Here is a 23,781-nt window from a genome sequence, read left to right on the forward strand (position 1 = left end):
GCATATTTGTTGAGTTAGAATTGGTAAAAAATAAAAATATAATGTTATGTGCGGAATATTAGCCATTATTGGAAGAGCAAAAGATGAACAGCTAGTTGGGGAACTTTCGAAAAGAATGTCGCATCGTGGCCCGGATGAAAGTGATTTGCATGTTACCGAAAAAGGACATATTTTGAGTCATGAACGGTTGTCTATAATCGATTTGCATTCCGGAAAACAACCGATACAAGGCACAAAAACGGCCTATATGGTTCATAATGGCGAAATATACAATCATCAGGAATTAAGAGATGGTGTTTTGAAAGAACATACTTTTAGAACTAAATCAGATTCAGAGGTTATTGTGCATTTGTACGAAGAGTTTGGATACGATTTTTGCAATATGTTGGATGGAGATTGGGCTTTTGTAGTCGTTGATGGTGATGATTTTATTGCGGGTAGAGACCCAATGGGAGTAAAGCCGTTGTATTATGGTTTGGACGAAAGAGGAAGAATCTATTTTTCATCGGAAATGAAACCTATTGCAGATCAATGTAAAACATTTTCTACTTTTCCTCCAGGACATTTTTATACTCAAAAAACGGGTTTTGTAAAATATTACAAGCCGGAATATGAAGATTATTTAAAAGCAGACCAAGAATTAGATTTAGAATTAATCAGAGAAACTTTGACCGAAGCAACTCGTAAACGATTGATGAGTGATGTGCCAATTGGGGTGTTGCTTTCTGGAGGATTGGATTCTTCATTGACTTCGGCAATTGCTTCCAGACTCTTGGCGGAAAACGGTAAAAAATTACATTCATTCTCGATTGGTTTAGATGCTGATGCTCCGGATGCTGCTGCTGCCAGAAAAGTAGCGGAATATTTAGGAACGGAACACCACGAAATTCACTTCACTATCGAAGAAGGAATTAAAATATTGGACAAACTAATCTGGCATTTAGAAACCTATGATGTGACTTCGGTAAGAGCAAGTACGCCAATGTATTTCTTATCTAAAGCGATTACGGATATGGGAATAAAAGTGGTGCTTTCGGGCGAAGGAGCAGATGAGATTTTTGGAGGATATTTGTATTTTAGAAATGCGCCTTCAACAGAAGATTTTCAAAAGGAAACAATCGAAAGAGTGCAGAAATTATTTACTGCCGATTTATTAAGGGCAGATAAATCAACGATGGCTCACGGATTAGAGGCTAGAGTTCCGTTTTTAGACAAAGCTTTCTTGGAGATGGCAGTTCGTATCAAAGCAGAAGAAAAGATGCCTAAAACGTACGATGGAAAGGAAAAATACATTCTGAGAAAAGCATTTGACACACCGGATAATCCATATCTTCCAGAAGAGGTTTTATGGAGACAAAAAGAACAGTTTTCAGATGGAGTAGGATACGACTGGATTGATCAATTGATTGAATACTGTTCCTCTCAAGTTACTGATGAGCAATTAGCCGGAGCTGCAGCTGAATTTCCATACAATTCCCCTGCGACTAAAGAAGCGTATTTTTACAGATCTATATTTAACAAATATTATCCGCAAGTTAGTGCGGCACAAACGGTTAGAAAGTGGATTCCGAAATGGCAAGAAAATCAGGATCCAAGCGGAAGAGCCAATGCAGCGCACGTTCAGGCAGATACCGAAATTGCTAAAACAGGAGTTACGGTTTAAAATATTAAATTGATTTTGCAGGAATAGAAAACGCTCTCGATTTTGAGAGCGTTTTTTTTGTGGTTATATGAACAAATGTTAATAACTTAAGAGCTTAAAAAGGGATTTTAACGGTTATATAATTTGCGTTTTTATATATTTGCGTGTTAGACAAAAATTACATTTTTTTAGAATAAAATATATGAGCGAAGAAATCAAGAAGGACAATTATTCAGCGGATAGTATTCAGGCATTAGAGGGAATGGAGCACGTAAGAATGCGTCCATCAATGTATATTGGAGATGTAGGTGTTCGAGGACTACACCATTTAGTTTATGAGGTTGTAGATAACTCTATTGATGAGGCAATGGGAGGTCATTGTGATACCATCAGAGTCGATATAAATGAAGATGGGTCTATTTCTGTTGAAGATAATGGACGTGGTATCCCGGTTGGTATTCATAAAAAAGAAGGTGTTTCGGCATTGGAGGTTGTAATGACTAAAATTGGTGCCGGAGGTAAATTTGATAAAGATTCGTATAAAGTTTCCGGAGGACTTCACGGTGTTGGGGTTTCTGTTGTAAATGCTTTGTCCAATCATTTGAGAGCTACCGTTCACAGTAGTGATGGAAAAGTATACGAACAAGAATACGAAAAAGGAAAAGCGTTGTATCCGGTTAAACAAATTGGGGAAACGTCTAAAAGAGGTACAATCGTAACTTTTTATCCTGATCCAAGTATTTTTACCCAAACGATAGAGTATTCATATGATACTTTGTCAGCTCGTATGCGTGAATTGTCTTTTTTGAATAAAGGAATTACAATCACTTTTACAGATAAAAGAGAATTAGATAAAGACGGAAATTTTGTTTCTGAAATTTTTCATTCTGATGAAGGTTTAAAAGAATACATCCGTTATTTAGATGGAAATCGTGAGCCAATTATTGCACACGTTATTTCTATGGACCATGAAAAAGGAGAGATTCCGGTTGAAGTTGCGTTAATTTATAACACAAGTTATACCGAAAATATTTTCTCTTATGTGAATAATATCAATACACATGAAGGAGGAACGCACTTGCAAGGTTTCAGAACTGGTTTGACCAGATCATTAAAGAAATATGCAGATGCTTCTGGAATGTTAGATAAGTTGAAGTTTGATATTTCAGGTGATGACTTCCGTGAAGGATTGACAGCTATTATTTCGGTAAAAGTTGCTGAACCACAATTTGAAGGACAAACTAAAACAAAACTGGGGAACAGAGAAGTTGTTTCTCCGGTGAGTCAGGCAGTGAGTGAAATGATTGAGAATTATTTGGAAGAAAATCCAAATGATGCCCGTATCATCGTTCAAAAAGTAATTCTTGCAGCACAAGCACGTCACGCAGCCAAAAAAGCGCGTGAAATGGTACAACGCAAAACCGTAATGGGTGGCGGTGGATTGCCAGGAAAACTTTCTGATTGTTCGGAACAAGATCCTGCAAAATGTGAAGTATATCTTGTCGAGGGAGATTCGGCAGGTGGAACAGCAAAACAAGGTCGTGATCGTGCGTTTCAAGCAATTTTGCCATTACGTGGTAAGATTTTGAACGTAGAAAAAGCAATGCATCACAAAGTTTTTGAAAACGAAGAGATTCGAAATATATTTACTGCTCTTGGTGTTACAATTGGAACTGCCGAAGATAGTAAAGCGTTGAATATTGAAAAATTGCGTTACCATAAAGTAATTATTATGTGTGATGCCGATGTCGATGGTAGCCACATTTCTACTTTAATCTTGACATTCTTCTTTAGATTCATGAAAGAATTAATCGAAGAAGGTCACGTATATATTGCAGCACCACCTTTATATTTAGTTAAAAAAGGGAACAAGAAAGAATACGCTTGGAATGACGTACAACGTGATCAAGCGAATGAAAGAATGGGTGGAAGCGCAGGAATTCAACGCTATAAAGGTCTTGGGGAGATGAACGCGGAGCAATTGTGGGAAACTACCATGGATCCAAGTTTCAGAACTTTACGTCAGGTAACTATTGACAGTTTGGCGGAAGCCGATAGAGTTTTCTCTATGTTAATGGGTGATGAGGTACCACCAAGAAGAGAATTTATTGAGAAGAATGCAGTTTATGCTAATATTGATGCATAACGTAGTTTAATCGTTTGCTTTTTGTTAGAATAAATTACGATTGACACCATAGAGATTAACCAAATTAACTAATAACCGAATAAACTTTAAAATATGAAAGTTACCATTGTAGGAGCAGGAAATGTAGGTGCTACCTGTGCAGATGTAATTTCTTATAGAGGAATTGCCAGCGAAGTAGTGTTGTTAGATATCAGAGAAGGTTTTGCTGAAGGAAAAGCTTTAGATATTATGCAGTGTGCTACTAATACGGGTTTTAATACCAAAGTATCAGGTGTTACTAATGATTATTCTAAAACCGCTGGAAGTGATGTAGTTGTGATTACATCAGGAATTCCAAGAAAACCAGGGATGACTCGTGAAGAATTAATAGGTATTAATGCAGGAATCGTGAAAACGGTTGCTGAAAACGTATTGAAACATTCACCGGATACTATAATAGTTGTAGTTTCTAATCCTATGGATACCATGACTTATTTAGCATTGAAATCTACTGGATTGCCAAAAAATAGAATAATAGGCATGGGAGGAGCATTAGACAGCTCTCGTTTCAGAACGTATTTGTCTTTGGCTTTAGATAAACCTGCAAATGATATTTCAGCAATGGTTATTGGTGGACATGGTGATACTACTATGATTCCTTTGACAAGATTGGCTTCTTATAATGGAATTCCGGTTTCTCAATTTTTATCAGAAGAACAATTACAAAAAGTAGCTGCAGATACAATGGTAGGTGGAGCTACACTTACGGGGCTTTTAGGAACATCAGCTTGGTATGCTCCGGGTGCTTCAGTTGCTTTCTTAGTTGACAGTATTTTGAATGACCAAAAGAAAATGATAGCTTGTTCCGTTTTTGTTGAAGGAGAATACGGTCAAGATGATATCTGTATAGGTGTTCCTTGTATTATTGGTAAAAATGGAGTGGAAGAAATTCTTGATATTAAGCTCAATGAACAAGAAAAAGCCTTATTTGCTAAAAGTGCTGATGCCGTTAGACAAATGAATGATGCCTTAAAATCGATTTTAGCATAAAAAAATACATATATAATAAGGAAGACTGCTAATATGCAGTCTTTTTCTTGAGATTAATTAATAAATAAATTGGTTAATCTTAACGTTAATTATATATTTGCTCGGTTTAAAAAAATGATGTAGTTCGAGATATTCTTTTTTGAATTTAAAAAATCGATGTCAAGTCTTATTCTATAAGGTTTAAAGCAAAAATAAATAAATAAAAAATAATTAATTTTTAGTAATAATGCAGAATAAAGGACTTATTAAATTTTTCGCAATTCTATTTGCATTGGTAAGTATTTACCAACTTTCTTTCACTTTTGTCGCGAGCAAAGTAAAAAGTGATGCAAAATCTTTTGCAGGTGGAAATCCTGAAAAAGAAGTAAAATATTTAGATTCTATTGGTAAAGAAAAAGTATTTAATCTTGGTTTTACCGATTTTACGTTCAATGAAGTTAGTGACAAACAAATCAATAAAGGTCTTGACTTAGAAGGTGGTATCAATGTTATACTTCAAATATCAGTAAAAGATATTTTAAAAGGATTATCGAATAATTCTAAAAACCCAATTTTCAATAAGTCTTTGGCTGATGCTACTGCAAATCAAAAAGGAAATCAATCGTATCTAGATGCTTTTTATGATGCTTTTGATGAAAATTCAAAAGGAACTGTAAAATTAGCATCTCCTGATATTTTCGCAAACAGAAGTTTGCAAGGTGAAGGTGGAGTTGATTTTCAAATGACAGATGCACAAGTAAAAAAGGTTATCTCCAGAAAAGTAGATGAGTCTGTAGAAAGTGCTTTTGGTGTTTTAAGAAAACGTATCGATAAATTTGGTGTAACACAACCTAATATTCAAAAATTAGGAGAATCTGGAAGAATCCTTGTAGAACTTCCTGGTGCAAAAGATGTAGACAGAATTAAAAAATTATTACAAAGTACAGCTCAATTAGAGTTTTGGGAAACGTATAAAATTGAAGAAATTGGTAATTTCTTAATGGCTGCTAATGAGTCATTGAAAAAAACTGAAATTAAAACTACTGAAGTAAAACCAGTTGTAAAAGATTCTTTAAGTGCATTACTTACAGATGAAAAAGATTCAACTGCTACTAAAAAAGGAGAAAATCCTTTATTTGATAAAATAATTGGTCAAGGTGGAGGTCCAGTTTTAGGGCTTTTCTCTCCAAAAGATACTGCCGTAGTAAACGGATATTTGAAAAGAGCAGATATAAGAGTTTTATTAGCAGGTGACCAACGTTATGCAAAATTTGTTTGGGGTAAACCAATGACTATTAAAGATGCTAAAGCAAAAAGTGTTGATGCTGTAGAATTATACGCTTTAAAAGGGAACAGAGACAATGTTCCTTCTATGAGTGGTGGTGTTGTTACTGATGCAAAAGATACATTTGACCAAATGGGTAAACCAGCGGTTTCAATGCAAATGAATGGTCAAGGAGCAAAATCTTGGGAAGAATTAACAGGTAGAGCATATACTCAAAAAAGCAATATTGCTATTGTTTTGGATGATGTGGTTTATTCTGCACCGGGAGTATCTACAGGTCCAATTTCTGGTGGTAGATCTGAAATTTCAGGAGCTTTTGATGTTACAGAAACTAAAGATTTAGCGAATGTTTTAAGAGCAGGTAAACTTCCTGCTGCTGCAGATATTGTTCAATCAGAAGTGGTAGGACCATCCCTAGGGCAAGAAGCTATTGATAATGGTACTAATTCTGCTTTGATAGGATTGCTTTTAGTATCACTTTGGATGATGATATATTATGGTAAAGCAGGTTGGTATGCTAATGTAGCGTTAGCGGTTAACTTACTTTTCTTATTCGGAATTTTAGCAAGTATTGGGGCAGTTCTTACATTGCCAGGTATTGCAGGTATCGTTTTAACAATGGGAACAGCAGTTGATGCGAATATCATTATTTACGAAAGAGCAAAAGAAGAATTACGTTCAGGTAAAACATTAGAGGAAGCCATTAAAACTTCTTACAGTTGGAGAGGTGCAATGTCATCAATTACTGATGCTAACGTAACGCATATTTTAACAGGAGCGGTATTGTTTATTTTTGGTTCAGGACCAATTAAAGGTTTTGCTACTACATTATTGATTGGTATTGTAACTTCATTATTTACCTCTATTTTCATTGCAAGAATCTTCATTGATTGGAACATAAGTAGAAAGAATAATTTGACGTTTGTTACAAACTTCTCTAAGAATATGTTTAATAACTTTCACTTTGATTTCTTAGGAGTAAAAAAATGGACGTATTTGTTCTCTAGTGTTGTAGTTGTTATAAGTATTATTTCATTGGCAACAAATGGTTTAGATCAAGGGGTTGATTTTGTAGGAGGAAGAACATTCCAAGTGCGTTTTGAAAAACCAATTGAAACTGAAGCTGTAAAAGCGGAGTTAGCTAAAGTTTTTGATGGTAGCGCTGAAGTAAAAGTTTTTGGTAGTGATAATCAATTAAAAATCACAACAAAATATAAAGTTCAGGAGCCAGGAATTAAAGCTGATGAAGAAGTGAATAAATTGTTGTTTGCTACTTTAAAACAACATTTTTCAGCAGATATGACGTATGAGAAATTTGTAAATGCTTATGATGGTAAAAAATCAGGTATTTTACTAGCATCTAAAGTTGGTCCAACAGTAGCAGAAGACATTAAAACAAACGCATACTGGGCAGTACTTGGAGCAATGGCTATCGTATTTTTATACTTAATGATCAGTTACAGAAAATGGCAATATAGTTTAGGTGCAATTGCAGCTATTGCGCATGATGTTGTTTTTGTATTAGGGATTTACTCTTTGTGTTATAAATTTATGCCTTTTGGTATGGAAATCGATCAGCACTTTATCGCTGCGATTCTAACGGTTATTGGGTATTCTATGAATGATACTGTTATTGTATTTGATAGAGTTAGAGAGTATTTAGCAGGTAAAACTAAAGGTACTTTTGCTGAGATTGTAAATCAATCTATTAATACAACAATGTCTAGAACAATCAATACTTCATTAACAATGATTGTGGTTTTATTAATCATGTTTGTTTTTGGAGGGGAATCTATCAGAGGATTTATATTCGCTATGTTAGTGGGTATTATCGTAGGAACATATTCTTCATTGTTTATTGCTACTCCGGTACTTGTGGATACAATATCTAAAGAGGATAAAAGCAAGGTAGAAAAAGCACATCAAGAAAGCTAAATGAGCTTTTTATATAAATTTTTAAAAGAGATTCAGCGAAAGTTGAATCTCTTTTTTTTGATTCATAATGGCAATTTTAAGTTTTTATTTGTAATTTAATGGTAAAGAAATATATTGGCTATAAACTAAATTTCATGTGTAAAAAAATAATTTTTATTTTAATTATAGTCTTTAGTTATCAAACATTTTATGCTCAAGATACATTGAGTAAAGTAAAGTTAGGTTTTGGTTATGGTTTTGGAACTGAATTAAAAAATAGCGATTATACGTATACAAACAGTTACTATAAACTACAAGTATACTATACCGTAAAACAAACAAAACATTTTCAATATGAAATCTTGTTGCAACCAGAACTAAACTTTGCGAAACATCAACTATTGAATTTATATTTTGTTAAGCCTGATGACCCCAATTATATTGAAAAAAGAGAAAGATATACCAAGTTAAAAGATATAAAAGAATATGTTTTAAATATTGGTTTTTTGATGCGTAAACCAGTTTTTAAAACAGCTAGTATTTATATTCTTGGTAGTGTTGGACCTATGTTTACTGACACAGAGACAGAGCGATTGTCAAAAGGTTTTGCTTTTTCAGATGTACTAGCTTTAGGTTTTACTTTTAAAATAAATAAAATAACAGTTGACATAAGACCGAATTTTCGTCATGTGTCCAATGCTGGATTGCAAGGTTCAAATTCAGGTTATAATACTAAAAATATTGATTTTGCTTTTTCATTTCCTTTATAGAATTACTTCTGAATTTTCTATGTTATGTATAATCTATTAATATCTATGAACTTATAGATTATGAAAGTATAAAATTTATATATTTACTAAATATTTGTTAACCCAACTTGCAGACTTTAGCTTGTAAACCTTTGTTTAAAAAGGAAATCTTGTTTTAGGATTTCAGATTTGGGGACTACAAATTTTTTCCTGGTAAAGGGACATTTTTTATAGTTTAGGGCTAAGTAAATTTCCTTTAGTTTAGGGCTTGGCTCTGAACATTTCTTAATTTCGATTGTGTTTTCAAGTACATCTTTTATCTCTGTTGTAACTAACTTTTGAGTATTTGCAATTCTCATAATTTCTTGCCAATCGTGATTTATTTTTTTTACTTTTAGTTGATATCTAATCGTATTTACGATCCAATAGGCTAACAATCCAAGGTTTAAATGTGCCATAGTTGACTCATCGTTCTGATGATAAATAGGTCGTAAATCCAAGTCTGTTTTTAACGTTCTAAAAGTACTTTCAATTTCTCGTATGCAATTGTATATTCTCCAAATTGTTTGCTCATCCCTTTCTTTTAGAGACGTTTTTATAAAATAAACGCCATGTTCTTTTTTCTGATTTATTTGACTTTCTTTGACCTCCCATTTCATAGAAGTTACCTTGCTCGTTTTTTGGTCAACCAATAAATCAATTTGGTAATGCTTGGCTATTGAGGGATATTTTTGTTGCAATCGCCCTATTTTTTGATTTATAATTTCTTGCTTTTTTATCCCCGATTTTTTGGCTAATCCATTGGCAAGTTTGGTTAATGTGTCTTCATAAAGGGTTTTAAATTTGCGATTCATTGAACGTTCTTTCATTGCTTTCATGTCGCTTTTCACCTTGAAAACACACTGATTTTGTTCTTCACCTTCAATTTCATTCAGCTCTATTTTCTGATTTTTTTTGTCATAAACTATTGTAGGGATTTCATTTTTTAAGGCATATTTTTTGGGTTTAGTACGGCTTACACATAAATAATCATATCCTTTTTCTGTCACCAATTTCAAGTTTTCGTCAGTGGCAATACCAGCATCCATAATCACCAAAGCCTTTTTTGTGGACTCACTCGTAGCCTCACGAAGGCTATCAATCATATCGGACAAGGTCTTGCAATCGGCCATATTCCCTTGGTAGATATTGGAATATTTCAAAAAGCCTTCTACATTTACAACAGCTGCCAAAACAACTAGTTTGGCATCGGTTCGCTTTTCCTTGCTACGTCCGTACTGAGCTAAATCACTGTTCTTTTTCTGACCTTCAAAATAGGTATTGGTTAGGTCATACAAATAAAATTTATCTTCAATATCAAATAATTCATTGGTCTTTTGAGACAAATATTTTTCCATCTCATCTTTAACTTGATACAAATTTAAGGCAGATTGATATAATTTATCCTTTGTTATTTTTTTGATAGGATAAGCGGTTAATTCACAAATAGCCGAATTTTCTTTTATCCATTTACTGGTTCTGTTTTCGCTCGCGGGATAAACGGCTCTGCTTATAATTTGAGTGAGTGCCAATTGAACTTGTTCTTCCGGCCAATTTTTATCCAATAAAAACTGGTCTATTTTTAGTTGCTTCAATGTTTGCAAACTCATCCATTCACCTCCTAGTTCACGTGCTTCAGTGTGTTTTAGTGTGTTCAAATCTACACTGTGAATGTCTTTTTGGGAAGAATGAGAATTATCTATTTTGTTTGATTTTAGTATTTTGGAATACAATTCATCAATATACTCCCAAAGATGTTCTTGAAAATCATCTTCAAACAAGCTGTTTTTTCCATTGAGTTTTTCAGTCAATTTTTTCTGGATATAATTCAATTCCTCAGCCGTTAAATGGTCTATAAATCCAGCAGTTACAATAGTTCTGTTTCTAACAATATCGTTTTGATCACGAAAACTCTCTACCAATCGGTAGTAGGATTCCATTTTGCCTGTTTCAGGATTTCGACGAAAAGTAGATTTGAAATACATTTAGTAAAAATCGGAAATATCCCCATTAAAGACAAGATTTGCTGGGGACTACAAAACGGAATTTACCTAAAAAACACCTGTTTTGAATACAAAAAATACCAATTTTTAAATAAAAACTTACAGAAATGATTGTTAAAATGATGTAATTAACAATTAATTAACTTTTATCGTCATTCAACCCTGCAAGTTGGGTTAAAGCTCGCTGTTTTTTTGATGAAATTAAAATCTAACTAATAATGGAAAAATTTATTAAGTCTTTCGTTTTTATTTTTTTAATTACAATTTTGTCTAATTCAATTCTTCATGCTAAAAATAGCAGCATTGGTCTTGAAAACAAGAGCCTTGGATTAGTTAAGAGTGGCTCGATTTTTACTTTAAAAACAAGTTCTAATTCTAAGGATGCTTTACTATTTCTTATATCTAGAAATGAAAATTCAGATATTTTAGCTTCGCCACCAACAGTTACTACTCCTGTTTATTATTGTCAAAATGCTGTAGCAACTGCATTGACGGCCACAGCATCTTCCGGAGGAACATTAAATTGGTATGGTACAAACGCAACTGGGGGAACGGCATCAGCTACCGCGCCAATTCCTTCAACAGCTACCGTAGGAACTACTTCTTATTATGTTAGTGAAACTGTAGGAGGTGTTGAAAGTACTCGTTCAAAAATTGATGTTATAGTAGTTGCTAATAATGGCGCCACTATTCTTAATTTCAGATGTGACGCTTCGCAGATTTTACCAGCTGATAGAGCTTCTTCCGTATTTTTTGATTGGTCAAATAATCCTCTGATTTCTAATTCGTATAATTACACCTATACAATTCAAGGTGGTTCTCCTGTAAACGGAAGTACAGGTGTTTCTCATTTTCAAGTCTTTAATATGTTACCAGGGCAATCAGCAACATTAACATTGTCTTCAGCTACACATCCTTGTGTGCCTCCACAAACTATCACTTGTAGTGTACCTTGCGGAACTTCAACAGTAACTCCTAATTTTCCTGCTATTGCTCCTTTTTGCACTGGAACTCCAGCACCGTTACTAGGTCCTACATCTCCAAATGGAATCACAGGAACTTGGTTGCCAGCAATAATAAGTAATACGACTAGCGGAAGTTATGTATTTACTCCAAATTCAACTTTGTTTCCATGTGCTACCACACAAACTTTGAATGTAATCGTTACCCCATTGGTAACACCAACTTTTACGGGTATTCCAACTACAGTTTGCCAAAATGCGACTGCACCAATCTTGCCAACAACTTCAAATAATACACCGGCTATTTCAGGTTCTTGGAGTCCAGCTACAGTTAATACGGCAGTTTTAGGTCCAGTTACTTATACTTTTACACCTAATACAGGACAATGTACTTCAGTAACACCTACAAGAGTCACAATAGATATTGTACCGGTTGTTACGCCAAATTTTGCAAGTATTCCACCGTTTTGTTCTGGAACTACCGCACCACTTTTGGCAAATACATCTCCAAATGGTATTGTTGGTACATGGGCTCCATCAACGATTAGTAATACTGTTAGCAGGAACTATGTTTTTACACCAAATCCAAATCAATGTGCGACTACACAAACATTAAGTGTGACGATTATACCAAAAGGAACACCTAATTTTCCCGCAATAGCCCCATTTTGTTCAGGGTCTACTGCGCCAATATTAGCAACAACTTCTCCTAATGGAATCACAGGAACTTGGTCGCCATCAACAGTTAGTAATACAACTAGCGGAAGTTATGTTTTTACGCCAAATGCATCTGAATGTGCCAATAGCCAAACATTAGCAGTTACTGTTACTCCTCTTGTTCAGCCTAATTTTTCTAATTTGTCAATCTGTATGGGAGGTATACCGCCTATTTTGAATACTACTTCTCCAAATGGAATTTCAGGAACTTGGTCACCCGCAATTGTTAACAATATGGCAAGTGGTGCTTATGTTTTTTCTCCAAATTCAAATCAATGTGCCACTTCACAAACAATTAATGTTACTGTGACTCCCTCAAATACCCTTTTAGATGTAGATTGGACAGTTTCTGAGGCTTTTGCGAAAAATCAAATAGTGACAGTTATCGCTACAGGAACTGGCGATTATTTGTATCAATTAGATGATGGACCATTTCAGGAAAGCCCCGTTTTTGAATATGTTTCTTTAGGAACTCATTCCGTTACTGTTATAGACAAAAATGGCTGTAGTCCGCCAATAACTAGAACTAATGTTTTAGTAATCAATTATCCTAAGTTTTTCACACCAAATGCTGATGGGTATAATGATACTTGGAATGTTTTTGCTTTGCAAGACCAATTAAATTCAAAAATTCTAATATTTGATCGTCATGGTAAATTTTTAAAAGAAATTTTTCCAAATGGCACGGGATGGGATGGAACGTACATTGGACAGCCAATGCCAGCGAATGATTATTGGTTCAGTATTGAGTACACTGAACAAGATATTCCTAAGAAATTCAAATCCCATTTTTCATTAAAAAGATAATAAAACAAAAAAGCTCCCATTGCGACGGGAGCTTTTTCGTTTTGTTAAGTAAATATGATGTTATACTTTAAGAGGTTTTTCAGCAGTAAAAATAAAATACAGTCCTATAAGTATAAAAGGAATACTTAGCCATTGTCCTGTAGAGAATAATCCCAAAGCGCTTTCGAATCCACCTTGGCTTTCCTTAACGGATTCCACTACAAAACGAACAGAAAATAAAAGGACTAGAAACATACCAAATAGGTATCCTGTTTTATTTCTTTTTTCGGTTTTCCAATACAAGAAAAATAAAATAGCAAAAACAAAAACGTAACAAAATGCTTCGTACAATTGCGTAGGATGTCTTACTGGAACCTGCTCCAGTAATGATGCAAATTTTGGATCGGTTGCTATTGCTGTATAGGCATCTTTAGGATTGGCTATTTGAGTAGCATTGACCGCATCCATCGGACTGAAATGATCTTTGATGAATTTTATTCCAAATGGCGATGTGGTTTCATGACCTATAATTTCTGAATTGAAAAAATTTCCTAATCTCACAAAAATGGCTCCACTGGCAACCGGAATTACCACTCGGTCTAAAATCCACATTTGTGGTTTTTTAAGCACATTTTTGCTGTAAAAATACATCGCAATTATGATAGAAATGGCAGCGCCATGACTTGCTAAACCTTGGTAACCGGTAAATTCAAAATTTGGAGAAAAACGGAAAGGTAAAATGATTTCCAATAAATGATTGCGGTAATACTCCCAATCATAAAAGAAAACGTGTCCTAAACGTGCGCCAATCAAAGTGGCAAGTACAGTCCAGATAAACAATGAATCTAATTTTTCTATAGATTCTCCTTCACGTTCAAATATATGTTTCATTATGTACCAGCCTAAACCAAAAGCAATTACAAACATTAAGCTGTAATATCGAATGATAAAAAAGCCTAAATCGATCCCTTCTGATGGATTCCAAACGATGTTTAAAGCGTGTGTCATTTAGTGTTAAATTTGTTTATTAGTCGTAAAAATAAAGATTTAAAGTAAAATTTCGTATTTAAAAAAAGTTAATGTTTATGATGACATGCTTTTTTGGGAACAGGGTCATAACCTGTTTTGCCCCAAGGATGGCAACTCAAAATACGTTTCATTCCTAAAAATCCACCATAAAATAAGCCATGGGTTTGTAATGCTTCAATCATATAGGAAGAGCAGGTAGGCTCAAATCTACAAGCTGCTGGAGTAAAAGGGGAAATGGCAACTTGATAAAATCGAACCAATAGCAAAAATGGGTAAACAACTATTTTTGACAACATGACTTTAGTATTAGAATTTAAAACTTCACTTTTGTTAATCAAAATTATTTTACGGTATTAGTCTGCGACTTGATATAGAAAACTAAATGCTAAAAGTAGTTCCTTCTTTTCCGTCTTTCAACTGGATTCCCAATGCAATCAATTGATCTCTAATTTGGTCTGATAAAGCAAAATTCTTATTGTCACGAGCTTGTTTTCTCATTTCAATAAGCATGTTTACCGTTCCTTCTAATTTGTCATTACTGCTATCCGAAACTTTTTCATCTTCCAGTCCCAGGACTTCAAAAACAAAACTGTTCATTGCTTTTTCGAAAGATTTTAAATCCTCGTTATTCAACGTTTCTTTTCCATCTTTCAACAAATTGATAAAACGAACGCCTTCAAATAACTGCGCAATTAAAATTGGCGTATTAAAATCGTCATTCATGGCATCATAACACAATTGTTTCCAAGCTGGAATATCAATCGTACTTTTTGTGTCAGCAGTGATATCTTTTAACGAATTCATGGCTTCCATCAATCGTTTGTATCCTTTTTCGGCAGCGACAATGGCATCATCAGAAAAATCAAGAATACTTCTGTAATGCGCTTGTAACATAAAAAATCGTGCTACCGATGCTGAAAAGGCTTTGCTTAGAATAGTATTTTCTCCGGTTAATATTTCTCTTGGTAAAATATTATTACCAGTAGATTTGGCCATTTTTTTACCGTTTAACGTAAGCATATTGGCGTGCATCCAGTAATTGACTGGAGTTTGTCCAGTACATGCTTCATTTTGAGCAATTTCACATTCATGATGCGGGAATTTCAAATCCATTCCACCTCCGTGAATGTCAAAATGATTACCTAAATATTTTGTGCTCATTGCAGTACATTCAAGATGCCAACCCGGAAATCCATCGCTCCATGGCGAAGGCCATCTCATGATATGTTGTGGCTCGGCTTTTTTCCAAAGCGCAAAATCCTGTGAATTTCTTTTGTCACTTTGACCATCTAGATCACGGGTATTAGCCAGCATATCCTCAATATTTCTACCACTTAATCTTCCGTAATGATTGGTTTCATTGAATTTCACTACATCAAAATAAACCGACCCATTGGCTTCGTAACCAATTCCTTTGTCGATTATGGTTTTAATAATTTCAATTTGCTCAATAATATGACCTGTAGCTGTTGGCTCAATACTTGGCGGTAAAAAATTAAATTCATTCAAAATATCATGAAAATCTACCGTATAGCGTTGCACCACTTCCATAGGTTCCAGTTGCTCTAAACGGGCTTTTTTTGCAATTTTATCTTCACCTTCATCCACATCATCCACAATGTGACCCACATCCGTAATGTTTCGAACGTAGCGCACTTTGTAATCCAAATGCAAAAAATACCTGAAAATCACGTCAAAAGACATGAATGTTCGCACATTTCCAAGATGCACATTACTGTAAACCGTAGGTCCACAAACGTACATTCCTACATTTCCTTCATGTATTGGTGTGAAAATTTCTTTTTCTCCCGAAAGAGAATTGTATATTTTTAGAGTTTGGCTACTATATAATGGCATAAGAGGTTAATCGTTTAATCGGTTATTTGTTTATTTGGTTAACTGTTTATTTGTTGAACAGTTATCCGATTCAATCATTAGATAAGTAATATTTTTTTAAGCTATTAATTTGATTGCAAATTTTTTCTAACTTTTCCCTAGTCGATAAATATTCTTCGTTTGAAATGAAATTCAAATCATAGGATATAATTAAATGACTTAATGTTTCCATTGCAGATGAATAAGACATTGTTAAAAAATGAGCTTTGTCTTTATTAGTGTTTCTGGAAGTTCCTTCAGCAATGTTTGTCGCTATAGAGGAAGCACTTCTCTTTAATTGAGATGTCATTCCATATATTTCGTTTGTAGGATAGTTATTTGTTAATTTATAAATGTCCAAAATGAAAAGCCTTGAATTTTGCCAAACTTCCAGTTTCTCAAATGAAAAAATATACATAGCAAAGTGGTTTATTTAATAATTTATTGTTGTTTGAATGGTTTACATATTTTCGATTGAACGATTCATCGAATAAACGATTAACCAAATCAACGATTAACCAAATTTAGAACTTTGTTTCTAATTTAATATAATCCAAAAACTCTCTGCGAGTTACATTGTCTTTAAATTTTCCACCAAATTCTGATGTCACAGTGCTACTCTCGATATCACTGATTCCTCTTGAATTAACGCAAAGGTGTTTCGCATCAATCACACAAGCGACATCTTCAGTACCCAAAGCGATTTGTAATTCCTGAACAATTTGCATAGTCAAACGCTCTTGAACCTGAGGTCTTTTGGCATAATATTCTACAATACGATTCATTTTGGATAAACCAATTACGCTTCCATTAGAAATGTAAGCCACATGAGCTCTTCCTATGATTGGTAATAAATGATGCTCGCAAGTTGAGTAAACGATAATGTTTTTTTCAACCAACATTTCGCCATATTTGTAATTATTGTCAAATGTAGATGCTTTTGGTTTTTTTGCAGGATTTAAACCTCCAAAAATTTCTTTTACAAACATTTTTGCAACACGATTGGGCGTGCCTTTTAAACTATCGTCAGTCAAGTCCATTCCAAGTGTCAGTAGAATGCTCTCAACGTCTTTTTTTATTTTTTCAATTTTTTCATCATCAGTAATATCAAAAGCATCATCTCTTACTGGATTTTTTGCGGATAAACTAACATGATTATCTCCTATTTCGTCTTGAAATTCTTCGTTTTTTATCATTAAAAGCAACTATTATTGTGGGTGTAAATATTTAAGCCGTAAAGATAAATAATAAAAATTAAAGAATTTCTAAAGCTCATACTATTTAATGATGACTTTATAGGCTATAAAGTCAATGACTTCTTTCTATTGGTTATAAAAAGCAAAAGGCAATAACTCAATAGTTACTGCCTTTTGATGTAATAGGAATGTTTTATAGCGTGAGTTTAGCACTAAAAAAGCAAAGCTTATATTAGCTTTTTGATTGAGTTGCATTATAAACTGGAATCGCTGCTTTCAAAATTGATACAGCACTAATTAAATCTTCTTTCTTTAGCACATAAGCTATTCGAACCTGATTCAATCCCATTCCTGGAGTCGAATAAAACCCTGCAGCTGGAGCTACCATAACGGTTTCACCATTCAAATCATAGGTTTCTAAAAGCCATTGTGCAAAATCATCAGCATTATCAACTGGAAGTTGTGCAATGCAATAAAAAGCACCTTTTGGTTTAGACACTATAACACCTTCAATTTTATTCAACTCATTTATTAAAGTGTCTCTACGCTCTCTATATTCTGAAATTACTTCATCAAAATAACTTTTTGGAGTATCAAGGGCAGCTTCACTTGCAATTTGTTCAATAGTAGGAGGGCTTAATCTTGCTTGTGCAAATTTCATAGCGGTCGCCATGACTTCTTTATTTTTAGAAACAATACATCCTATTCTTGCACCGCACATACTATATCTCTTAGAAACCGAATCAATCATAATAGCGTGTTCCTCAAGTCCGGTAACATTCATTACTGAATAATGGATGTCACCATCATAGGTAAACTCACGATATACTTCGTCAGAAATCAAGAATAAATCATGTTTTTTGACCAAAGCTGCCAATTTCATAATTTCTTCTTTCGAATATAAATATCCCGTTGGGTTTCCTGGGTTACAAATCAGGATGGCTTTAGTTTTTGGAGTAATCAGTTTTTCAAAATCTTCTATAGCCGGTAAAGCAAAACCTGTTTCAATAGTCGAAATTACTGGAACAACAGTAACGCCTGAAGCTGTTGAAAATCCATTGTAATTAGCATAAAATGGTTCTGGGATAATGATTTCATCTCCTTGATCCATAGTGCTTCCCATAGCAAACATAAGTGCTTCTGATCCACCAGTAGTGATAATAATATCTTCAATATTTACCGAAATGCCTTGATTGATATAATAGGCAGATAATTTTTTTCTGTAGCTTTCATTTCCAGCAGAATGGCTGTATTCCAGAATAGTTAAATCAATATTTTTAACGGCGTTCATGGCAACTTCAGGAGTTTTGATATCTGGTTGGCCAATGTTTAAATGGTATACTTTATGTCCTTTTTTCTTCGCTATTTCTGAGTATGGAACTAATTTTCGTATTGGCGATTCAGGCATTTGTTTGCCTTTGTTTGATATTTTTGGCATAGTCTTGATTATTGAATTGCAAATTTGCAATTTTTTTTTCGAATTTATTATAATCAATATGCGTATATATTGTTAAATCTGCATTTTTGATATGATTTATTTAGTATTTTTATGTAAAAGATTAATAATGAAAAAAAGAATAGTAATAATTCTCATTTACCTGTTTGCTTGCCCTGTTTTTGCACAACAAGGATTTCAGTTTAAAAAAGACATGAATAAAATTAGTGTCCCTTTTAAATTGATTAATAATTTAGTCTTTGTACCTATAAAAGTAAATGGAGTAGAATTAAATTTTTTATTGGATACCGGTGTTTCCGAAACGATATTATTTAGTTTAGAAGATAAAAAAGAAGTTCGTTTTTTCAATGCCGAGAAAATATTGCTGAAAGGATTAGGAAGCCAAGAGGCTGTTGAAGGATTGAAATCCACTAATAATGTCTTAGAGTTTAATGATATGAAGTATAGTAATCATATGCTCTATATTATTTTGGACCCTGAATTTAATTTATCGTCACATGTAGGGATTCCGGTCAATGGAATTATTGGGTATCATTTTTTTCAAAATAATTTAATAGAAGTCAATTACAGGAAAAAGAGAGTTATAGTTTATAAGGACAATGATAAAAACAGAAAAAAAATTGAAAAAAGTTACAAAACAATTCCTATCACTGTTGAAAAATCCAAACCCTATTTAAAAAGCACAATAATTCAGGATAATAAAGAAATTCCTGTAAAGTTATTGATAGATATAGGGAACAGCGATGCAATATGGTTGTTTCAAGATCGTTCAGAATTGATTAAAGTTCCTGCAAAAAATTTCGAAGATTTCTTGGGTAGGGGTTTTAGTGGTGATGTAAAAGGTAAAAGAGCCATAATTAAAAAATTTGAGATGGGTGATTTTGAATTTAATAATCCTGTGGTTGCCTTTCCAGATTCGGTATCAATTAGGAATGTAAATATGGTGCCAGATCGAAAAGGCTCAGTAGGAGGAGAAATTATGAAGCGGTTTACAGTTGTTTTTGATTATAGAAATAACCAAATGTATTTAAAAAAGAATAGTGATTACAGTGCGCCTTTCAGCTACAATAAAAGTGGAGTTGAAATACAACAAAATGGATTACAGTGGGTTCAAGAGACCGTACGAATGGAAACGGTTCCGTTGTCTACAAAATATAATGAGTCCGGTGGTGTAAGAGTATTTATGGATGACTTTAAATACAAATTCCAATTAAAACCTATTTATGAGATTGCCTATGTAAGGCAAAATTCTCCGGCAGCTAACGCAGGATTACAAAAAGGAGATGTCATCATTTTGATTAATAATAATCCCATTCATAAACTTTCATTGCAAGAAATCAATGCTCTTTTTAAAGAGGAAGAAGAAAAATGGATTACTTTAGAAATAGAACGTAAAAGCGAAATCTTAAAATTCAGGTTTCAATTGTATAATATTTTATAGACAAAAAACGCTTTTGTAAATAATATCCAAAAGCGTTTTTAATTTATTTTTGATTCTGAAATTAATTAGAAATAACTTCACCTTTAATTTTTAGAGCAACTCTTCCACCTTCATAGTTTACTGCATTTGACTCAACAGTTATCGTTTTTCTGATTGGTCCTGGAGCCATATTGTATTTCACAGTTATTTTTCCTGTTTTCCCTGGCATGATTGGTTCATCTGGTTTTGTAGGAACCGTGCAGCCACAAGTAGACAGTACATTAGTGATAATTAATGGAGCATTACCTGTATTTGTAAAGATAAAATCACGAGAGCCATTTTCATTCTTAGTAACCTTTCCATAATCAATTGTATTGTCTTTGGCTGCAAATTCAATTTTTGGGCCATTCTGAGCAAAACCGATACTGCTGATTAATGCGAATGCGAATAAAGCTATTGTTTTTTTCATTTTCTTATATTTAAATTCATTTAGTAAATTTACTTTCTTTTAATTAACGTACAAATTTTTATTTCTCTTTTTATAGTGTACTTAATTATTTACTTTTGTTCCCAATTAGAATTACAAATATCAGACCAAAGTTTTAAAGTTTATTTGTTGATTTGGTTATTTGTTTAACTGAACTAACAAACAATCGAATTTAACGATTAAACGAATCCACAATAAAATGACAATTCCTGCACAATTTGACGCTAAAACCATTGAAAATAAGTGGTATGACTACTGGATGAAAAACAATTATTTTCACTCAGAACCAGACCATAGAACACCATATACCATAGTAATTCCTCCGCCTAATGTTACGGGAGTTTTGCATATGGGACACATGTTGAATAATACCATTCAAGATGTATTAATTAGAAGAGCGCGTCTTAAAGGATTCAACGCTTGCTGGGTTCCGGGAACGGATCATGCCTCGATAGCTACTGAAGCTAAGGTAGTTGCAAAATTAAAGGCCGAGGGAATCAATAAAAATGATTTAACACGCGAAGAATTTTTGGCTCATGCTTGGGAATGGACTGATAAATACGGAGGTGTAATTCTTGATCAATTGAAAAAATTAGGGGCTTCTTGCGATTGGGAACGAACCAAGTTTACGATGGACCCTGATATGTCAGCCTCAGTAATTCGTTCTTTTGTGGATTTATACAACAAAGGCTTGATTTATAGAGGATACCGAATGGTAAACTGGGATCCCGAAGCAAAAACCACTTTGTCTGACGAAGAAGTAATTTATGAAGAACAACAAGGAAAATTATATTTCTTAAAATATAAAATCGAAGGAAGTGAAGATTTCCTGACTATTGCAACCACACGTCCGGAAACTATTTTTGGAGATACCGCGATTTGTATCAATCCAAATGACGAACGTTTTGCTCATTTGAAAGGTAAAAAAGCGATTGTGCCTATTTGCGGAAGAGTAATTCCAATTATCGAAGATGAATATGTTGATATCGAGTTTGGAACTGGCTGTTTGAAAGTGACTCCGGCGCACGATATAAATGACAAAGCATTAGGGGAGAAGCACAATCTGGAGATTATTGATATTTTCAATGACGATGCTACTTTGAATAGTTTTGGATTACAGTATCAAGGACAAGATCGTTTTGTGGTTCGTGAGGCAATTGCCAAAGAATTAGAAACAATCGGCGCTTTGGCAAAAACAGAAACACACTTGAATAAAGTGGGAACTTCTGAAAGAACTAAAGCTGTTATTGAGCCTCGTTTATCAGACCAATGGTTCTTGAAAATGGAAGATTTGGTTAAACCTGCGATTAAATCTGTTTTAGAAGATGGCGAAATCAAATTGCATCCAGCTCGTTTTAATAATACGTATGCACATTGGTTAAATAATATTCGTGATTGGAATATCTCTCGTCAATTATGGTGGGGACAACAAATTCCAGCTTATTTCTACGGGGACGGAAAAGAAGATTTCGTGGTTGCTGAATCTATCGAAGAAGCTTTAGTTTTGGCTAAAGAAAGAACCAACAACTTACAACTTACAACTTCTGACTTGAAACAAGACGTTGATGCATTAGATACTTGGTTTTCTTCTTGGCTGTGGCCAATGTCCGTTTTTGGAGGAATTATGGATTCCGAAAGCGAAGATTTCAAATACTATTATCCTACGAATGATTTAGTTACCGGTCCGGATATTTTGTTTTTCTGGGTGGCGAGAATGATCATTGCAGGTTATGAATACACAGGAAAAAAACCATTTACAAATGTATATTTGACTGGTTTAGTTCGTGACAAACAAAGACGCAAAATGTCTAAATCATTAGGGAATTCACCTGATCCTTTAGATTTGATTGAAAAATTTGGAGCTGATGGAGTTCGTGTAGGATTGCTTTTGAGCGCTTCTGCAGGGAATGACATTATGTTTGATGAGGAATTGTGTAACCAAGGAAAAGCGTTTACCAACAAAATTTGGAATGCGTTCAAACTGATAAAAGGTTGGGAAGTTTCGGATACAATTCCGCAACCGGAATCATCCAAAGTGGCGATTGAATGGTATGAAGCCAAATTGCAACAAACACTTTTGGAAATCGAAGACAATTTTGAAAAATACAGAATTTCCGATGCTTTAATGGCCATTTACAAACTAGTTTGGGACGATTTCTGTTCTTGGTTCCTCGAAATGATAAAACCGGCGTACCAACAGCCAATTGACAGCGTAACTTTGGCGAAAGCCATCGAAATGCTTGAAAATAATTTGAAATTATTACATCCTTTTATGCCGTTCTTGACCGAGGAAATTTGGCAAATTCTTGCCGAAAGAACTACTGAAGAAGCGTTGATTGTTTCGACTTGGCCGGAAATGAAACCTTTTGATGCGGGTCTAATTACTGATTTCGAAAATACAATTGAAGTGATTTCTGGAATTAGAACGATTCGTAAAGACAAGAATATTCCGTTTAAAGATACAATCGAATTGAAAGCGGTAAACAATGATAAAGTGTCTACTTATTTTGATACTGTTATAACTAAATTAGGAAACATTACTTCATTAGAATATGTTTCGGATAAAGTAGAAGGAGCGTTATCTTTTCGTGTAAAATCGAATGAGTATTTCATTCCGATTACAGGAAATATAAACGTTGAAGAGGAAATTGCAAAACTGACTGCTGAGTTAGTTTATACGCAAGGTTTCTTGAAATCAGTTCAAAATAAACTGGCAAATGAGAAATTTGTGGCTGGTGCGCCAGAGAAAGTTTTGGCAAACGAAAGACAAAAAGAAGCGGATGCCTTATCTAAAATTGAGACTATCGAACATAGTTTGGCAGGATTGAAATAAGGGTTAGTTTATTTATAAAATTTAAAATCCCATTCGTCTCGGCGAATGGGATTTTTTTGTTGAAAATTAGATAAATAATTCCGATTTCGGAAAAAGCAGAATTCTTGTGATTTGTTGTGATTTGACAATATTTTGTCGATAAACGGCTATTCTATTGTGATTTAAAGAGTATTTTGTCCTTTAAACGATTTTTATGTACTAAGTAAAATATTGTTAATATGTTTGTAGTGAGAT

At 33.9% G+C, this 23,781-nt stretch carries 16 protein-coding genes; 8 read left to right on the top strand and 8 right to left on the bottom strand.

Annotation, left to right across the window (positions count from 1 at the left end; all coding sequences use genetic code 11):
* Positions 1-46 precede the first annotated feature (46 nt).
* The 5 genes from asnB (at position 47) to Q1W72_RS12910 (ending at position 8,765) form a co-directional block, all read left to right on the top strand.
* Entirely contained in the window at positions 47-1,663 is a 1,617-nt protein-coding gene (gene asnB / locus Q1W72_RS12890; RefSeq protein ID WP_302135682.1) for an asparagine synthase B, read from the top strand.
* Between the two features lie 181 nt (positions 1,664-1,844).
* Complete coding sequence (gene gyrB, locus Q1W72_RS12895) at positions 1,845-3,788, top strand: DNA topoisomerase (ATP-hydrolyzing) subunit B (RefSeq protein ID WP_099714642.1); 1,944 nt, start codon at positions 1,845-1,847, stop codon at positions 3,786-3,788.
* 93 nt (positions 3,789-3,881) lie between these two features.
* Positions 3,882-4,817: a malate dehydrogenase gene (mdh, locus tag Q1W72_RS12900; protein WP_099714643.1), complete on the top strand. Its 936-nt coding sequence runs from the start codon at positions 3,882-3,884 to the stop codon at positions 4,815-4,817.
* Positions 4,818-5,043: 226 nt separating this feature from the next.
* Positions 5,044-8,016, top strand: a complete 2,973-nt coding sequence (gene secDF / locus Q1W72_RS12905) for a protein translocase subunit SecDF (protein ID WP_099714644.1) — start codon at positions 5,044-5,046, stop codon at positions 8,014-8,016.
* Positions 8,017-8,150: 134 nt separating this feature from the next.
* Positions 8,151-8,765 (top strand): acyloxyacyl hydrolase, encoded by a 615-nt coding sequence (locus tag Q1W72_RS12910; RefSeq protein ID WP_099716285.1) that lies wholly within the window; start codon positions 8,151-8,153, stop codon positions 8,763-8,765.
* Positions 8,766-8,881: 116 nt separating this feature from the next.
* Here the strand turns inward: Q1W72_RS12910 and Q1W72_RS12915 are convergent, their stop codons facing one another.
* Positions 8,882-10,768, bottom strand: coding sequence for an IS1634 family transposase (locus tag Q1W72_RS12915; RefSeq protein WP_302134830.1), 1,887 nt, complete (start codon positions 10,766-10,768; stop codon positions 8,882-8,884).
* 236 nt (positions 10,769-11,004) lie between these two features.
* On the opposite strand from Q1W72_RS12915, the gene Q1W72_RS12920 reads away from it, so the two are divergent.
* Entirely contained in the window at positions 11,005-13,272 is a 2,268-nt protein-coding gene (locus tag Q1W72_RS12920; protein WP_099714645.1) for a T9SS type B sorting domain-containing protein, read from the top strand.
* 60 nt (positions 13,273-13,332) lie between these two features.
* Here the strand turns inward: Q1W72_RS12920 and lgt are convergent, their stop codons facing one another.
* The 6 genes from lgt to Q1W72_RS12950 all read right to left on the bottom strand — a co-directional run bounded on the left by lgt (position 13,333) and on the right by Q1W72_RS12950 (position 18,789).
* The gene (gene lgt / locus Q1W72_RS12925; protein WP_099714646.1) at positions 13,333-14,259 is read right to left on the bottom strand and encodes a prolipoprotein diacylglyceryl transferase; all 927 of its coding nucleotides are present in this window, start codon (positions 14,257-14,259) and stop codon (positions 13,333-13,335) included.
* A 68-nt stretch (positions 14,260-14,327) separates the two neighbouring features.
* Positions 14,328-14,576, bottom strand: a complete 249-nt coding sequence (gene yidD, locus Q1W72_RS12930) for a membrane protein insertion efficiency factor YidD (protein WP_099714647.1) — start codon at positions 14,574-14,576, stop codon at positions 14,328-14,330.
* An 82-nt stretch (positions 14,577-14,658) separates the two neighbouring features.
* The gene (cysS, locus tag Q1W72_RS12935; protein ID WP_282743227.1) at positions 14,659-16,137 is read right to left on the bottom strand and encodes a cysteine--tRNA ligase; all 1,479 of its coding nucleotides are present in this window, start codon (positions 16,135-16,137) and stop codon (positions 14,659-14,661) included.
* A gap of 70 nt (positions 16,138-16,207) precedes the next feature.
* On the bottom strand, positions 16,208-16,573 hold the full coding sequence (locus tag Q1W72_RS12940; protein WP_099714649.1) for a four helix bundle protein: 366 nt from the start codon (positions 16,571-16,573) through the stop codon (positions 16,208-16,210).
* Positions 16,574-16,679: 106 nt separating this feature from the next.
* Positions 16,680-17,351, bottom strand: coding sequence for a GTP cyclohydrolase I FolE (gene folE, locus Q1W72_RS12945; RefSeq protein WP_099714650.1), 672 nt, complete (start codon positions 17,349-17,351; stop codon positions 16,680-16,682).
* Between the two features lie 232 nt (positions 17,352-17,583).
* Positions 17,584-18,789 carry a pyridoxal phosphate-dependent aminotransferase gene (locus tag Q1W72_RS12950; RefSeq protein ID WP_099714651.1) on the bottom strand — a complete coding sequence of 402 codons (1,206 nt, stop codon included), beginning with the start codon at positions 18,787-18,789 and terminating at the stop codon, positions 17,584-17,586.
* A gap of 127 nt (positions 18,790-18,916) precedes the next feature.
* Here Q1W72_RS12950 and Q1W72_RS12955 point away from each other — a divergent pair, with 127 nt between their 5' ends.
* Positions 18,917-20,248: a retropepsin-like aspartic protease gene (locus tag Q1W72_RS12955; RefSeq protein ID WP_302135689.1), complete on the top strand. Its 1,332-nt coding sequence runs from the start codon at positions 18,917-18,919 to the stop codon at positions 20,246-20,248.
* A gap of 61 nt (positions 20,249-20,309) precedes the next feature.
* Here Q1W72_RS12955 and Q1W72_RS12960 read toward each other — a convergent pair whose 3' ends face one another.
* Positions 20,310-20,696 (bottom strand): DUF1573 domain-containing protein, encoded by a 387-nt coding sequence (locus Q1W72_RS12960; RefSeq protein ID WP_099714653.1) that lies wholly within the window; start codon positions 20,694-20,696, stop codon positions 20,310-20,312.
* A 217-nt stretch (positions 20,697-20,913) separates the two neighbouring features.
* Here Q1W72_RS12960 and Q1W72_RS12965 point away from each other — a divergent pair, with 217 nt between their 5' ends.
* Positions 20,914-23,547, top strand: a complete 2,634-nt coding sequence (locus tag Q1W72_RS12965; protein WP_302135691.1) for a valine--tRNA ligase — start codon at positions 20,914-20,916, stop codon at positions 23,545-23,547.
* Positions 23,548-23,781 lie beyond the last annotated feature (234 nt).

Origin of the sequence: Flavobacterium sp. ZE23DGlu08 (genome assembly GCF_030505335.1) — a bacterium.
In the GTDB taxonomy this organism is placed as follows: Bacteria; Bacteroidota; Bacteroidia; order Flavobacteriales; family Flavobacteriaceae; genus Flavobacterium; species Flavobacterium algoritolerans.

Bases quoted from the DNA above. Each gene is read 5' to 3' on its own strand.
- Q1W72_RS12950 (WP_099714651.1), bottom strand. From the start codon at position 18,789: ATGCCAAAAATATCAAACAAAGGCAAACAAATGCCTGAATCGCCAATA.
- folE (WP_099714650.1), bottom strand. From the start codon at position 17,351: ATGATAAAAAACGAAGAATTTCAAGACGAAATAGGAGATAATCATGTT.
- Q1W72_RS12955 (WP_302135689.1), top strand. From the start codon at position 18,917: ATGAAAAAAAGAATAGTAATAATTCTCATTTACCTGTTTGCTTGCCCT.
- asnB (WP_302135682.1), top strand. From the start codon at position 47: ATGTGCGGAATATTAGCCATTATTGGAAGAGCAAAAGATGAACAGCTA.
- Q1W72_RS12940 (WP_099714649.1), bottom strand. From the start codon at position 16,573: ATGTATATTTTTTCATTTGAGAAACTGGAAGTTTGGCAAAATTCAAGG.
- mdh (WP_099714643.1), top strand. From the start codon at position 3,882: ATGAAAGTTACCATTGTAGGAGCAGGAAATGTAGGTGCTACCTGTGCA.
- Q1W72_RS12920 (WP_099714645.1), top strand. From the start codon at position 11,005: ATGGAAAAATTTATTAAGTCTTTCGTTTTTATTTTTTTAATTACAATT.
- lgt (WP_099714646.1), bottom strand. From the start codon at position 14,259: ATGACACACGCTTTAAACATCGTTTGGAATCCATCAGAAGGGATCGAT.
- gyrB (WP_099714642.1), top strand. From the start codon at position 1,845: ATGAGCGAAGAAATCAAGAAGGACAATTATTCAGCGGATAGTATTCAG.
- cysS (WP_282743227.1), bottom strand. From the start codon at position 16,137: ATGCCATTATATAGTAGCCAAACTCTAAAAATATACAATTCTCTTTCG.
- Q1W72_RS12915 (WP_302134830.1), bottom strand. From the start codon at position 10,768: ATGTATTTCAAATCTACTTTTCGTCGAAATCCTGAAACAGGCAAAATG.
- Q1W72_RS12965 (WP_302135691.1), top strand. From the start codon at position 20,914: ATGACAATTCCTGCACAATTTGACGCTAAAACCATTGAAAATAAGTGG.
- yidD (WP_099714647.1), bottom strand. From the start codon at position 14,576: ATGTTGTCAAAAATAGTTGTTTACCCATTTTTGCTATTGGTTCGATTT.
- secDF (WP_099714644.1), top strand. From the start codon at position 5,044: ATGCAGAATAAAGGACTTATTAAATTTTTCGCAATTCTATTTGCATTG.
- Q1W72_RS12960 (WP_099714653.1), bottom strand. From the start codon at position 20,696: ATGAAAAAAACAATAGCTTTATTCGCATTCGCATTAATCAGCAGTATC.
- Q1W72_RS12910 (WP_099716285.1), top strand. From the start codon at position 8,151: ATGTGTAAAAAAATAATTTTTATTTTAATTATAGTCTTTAGTTATCAA.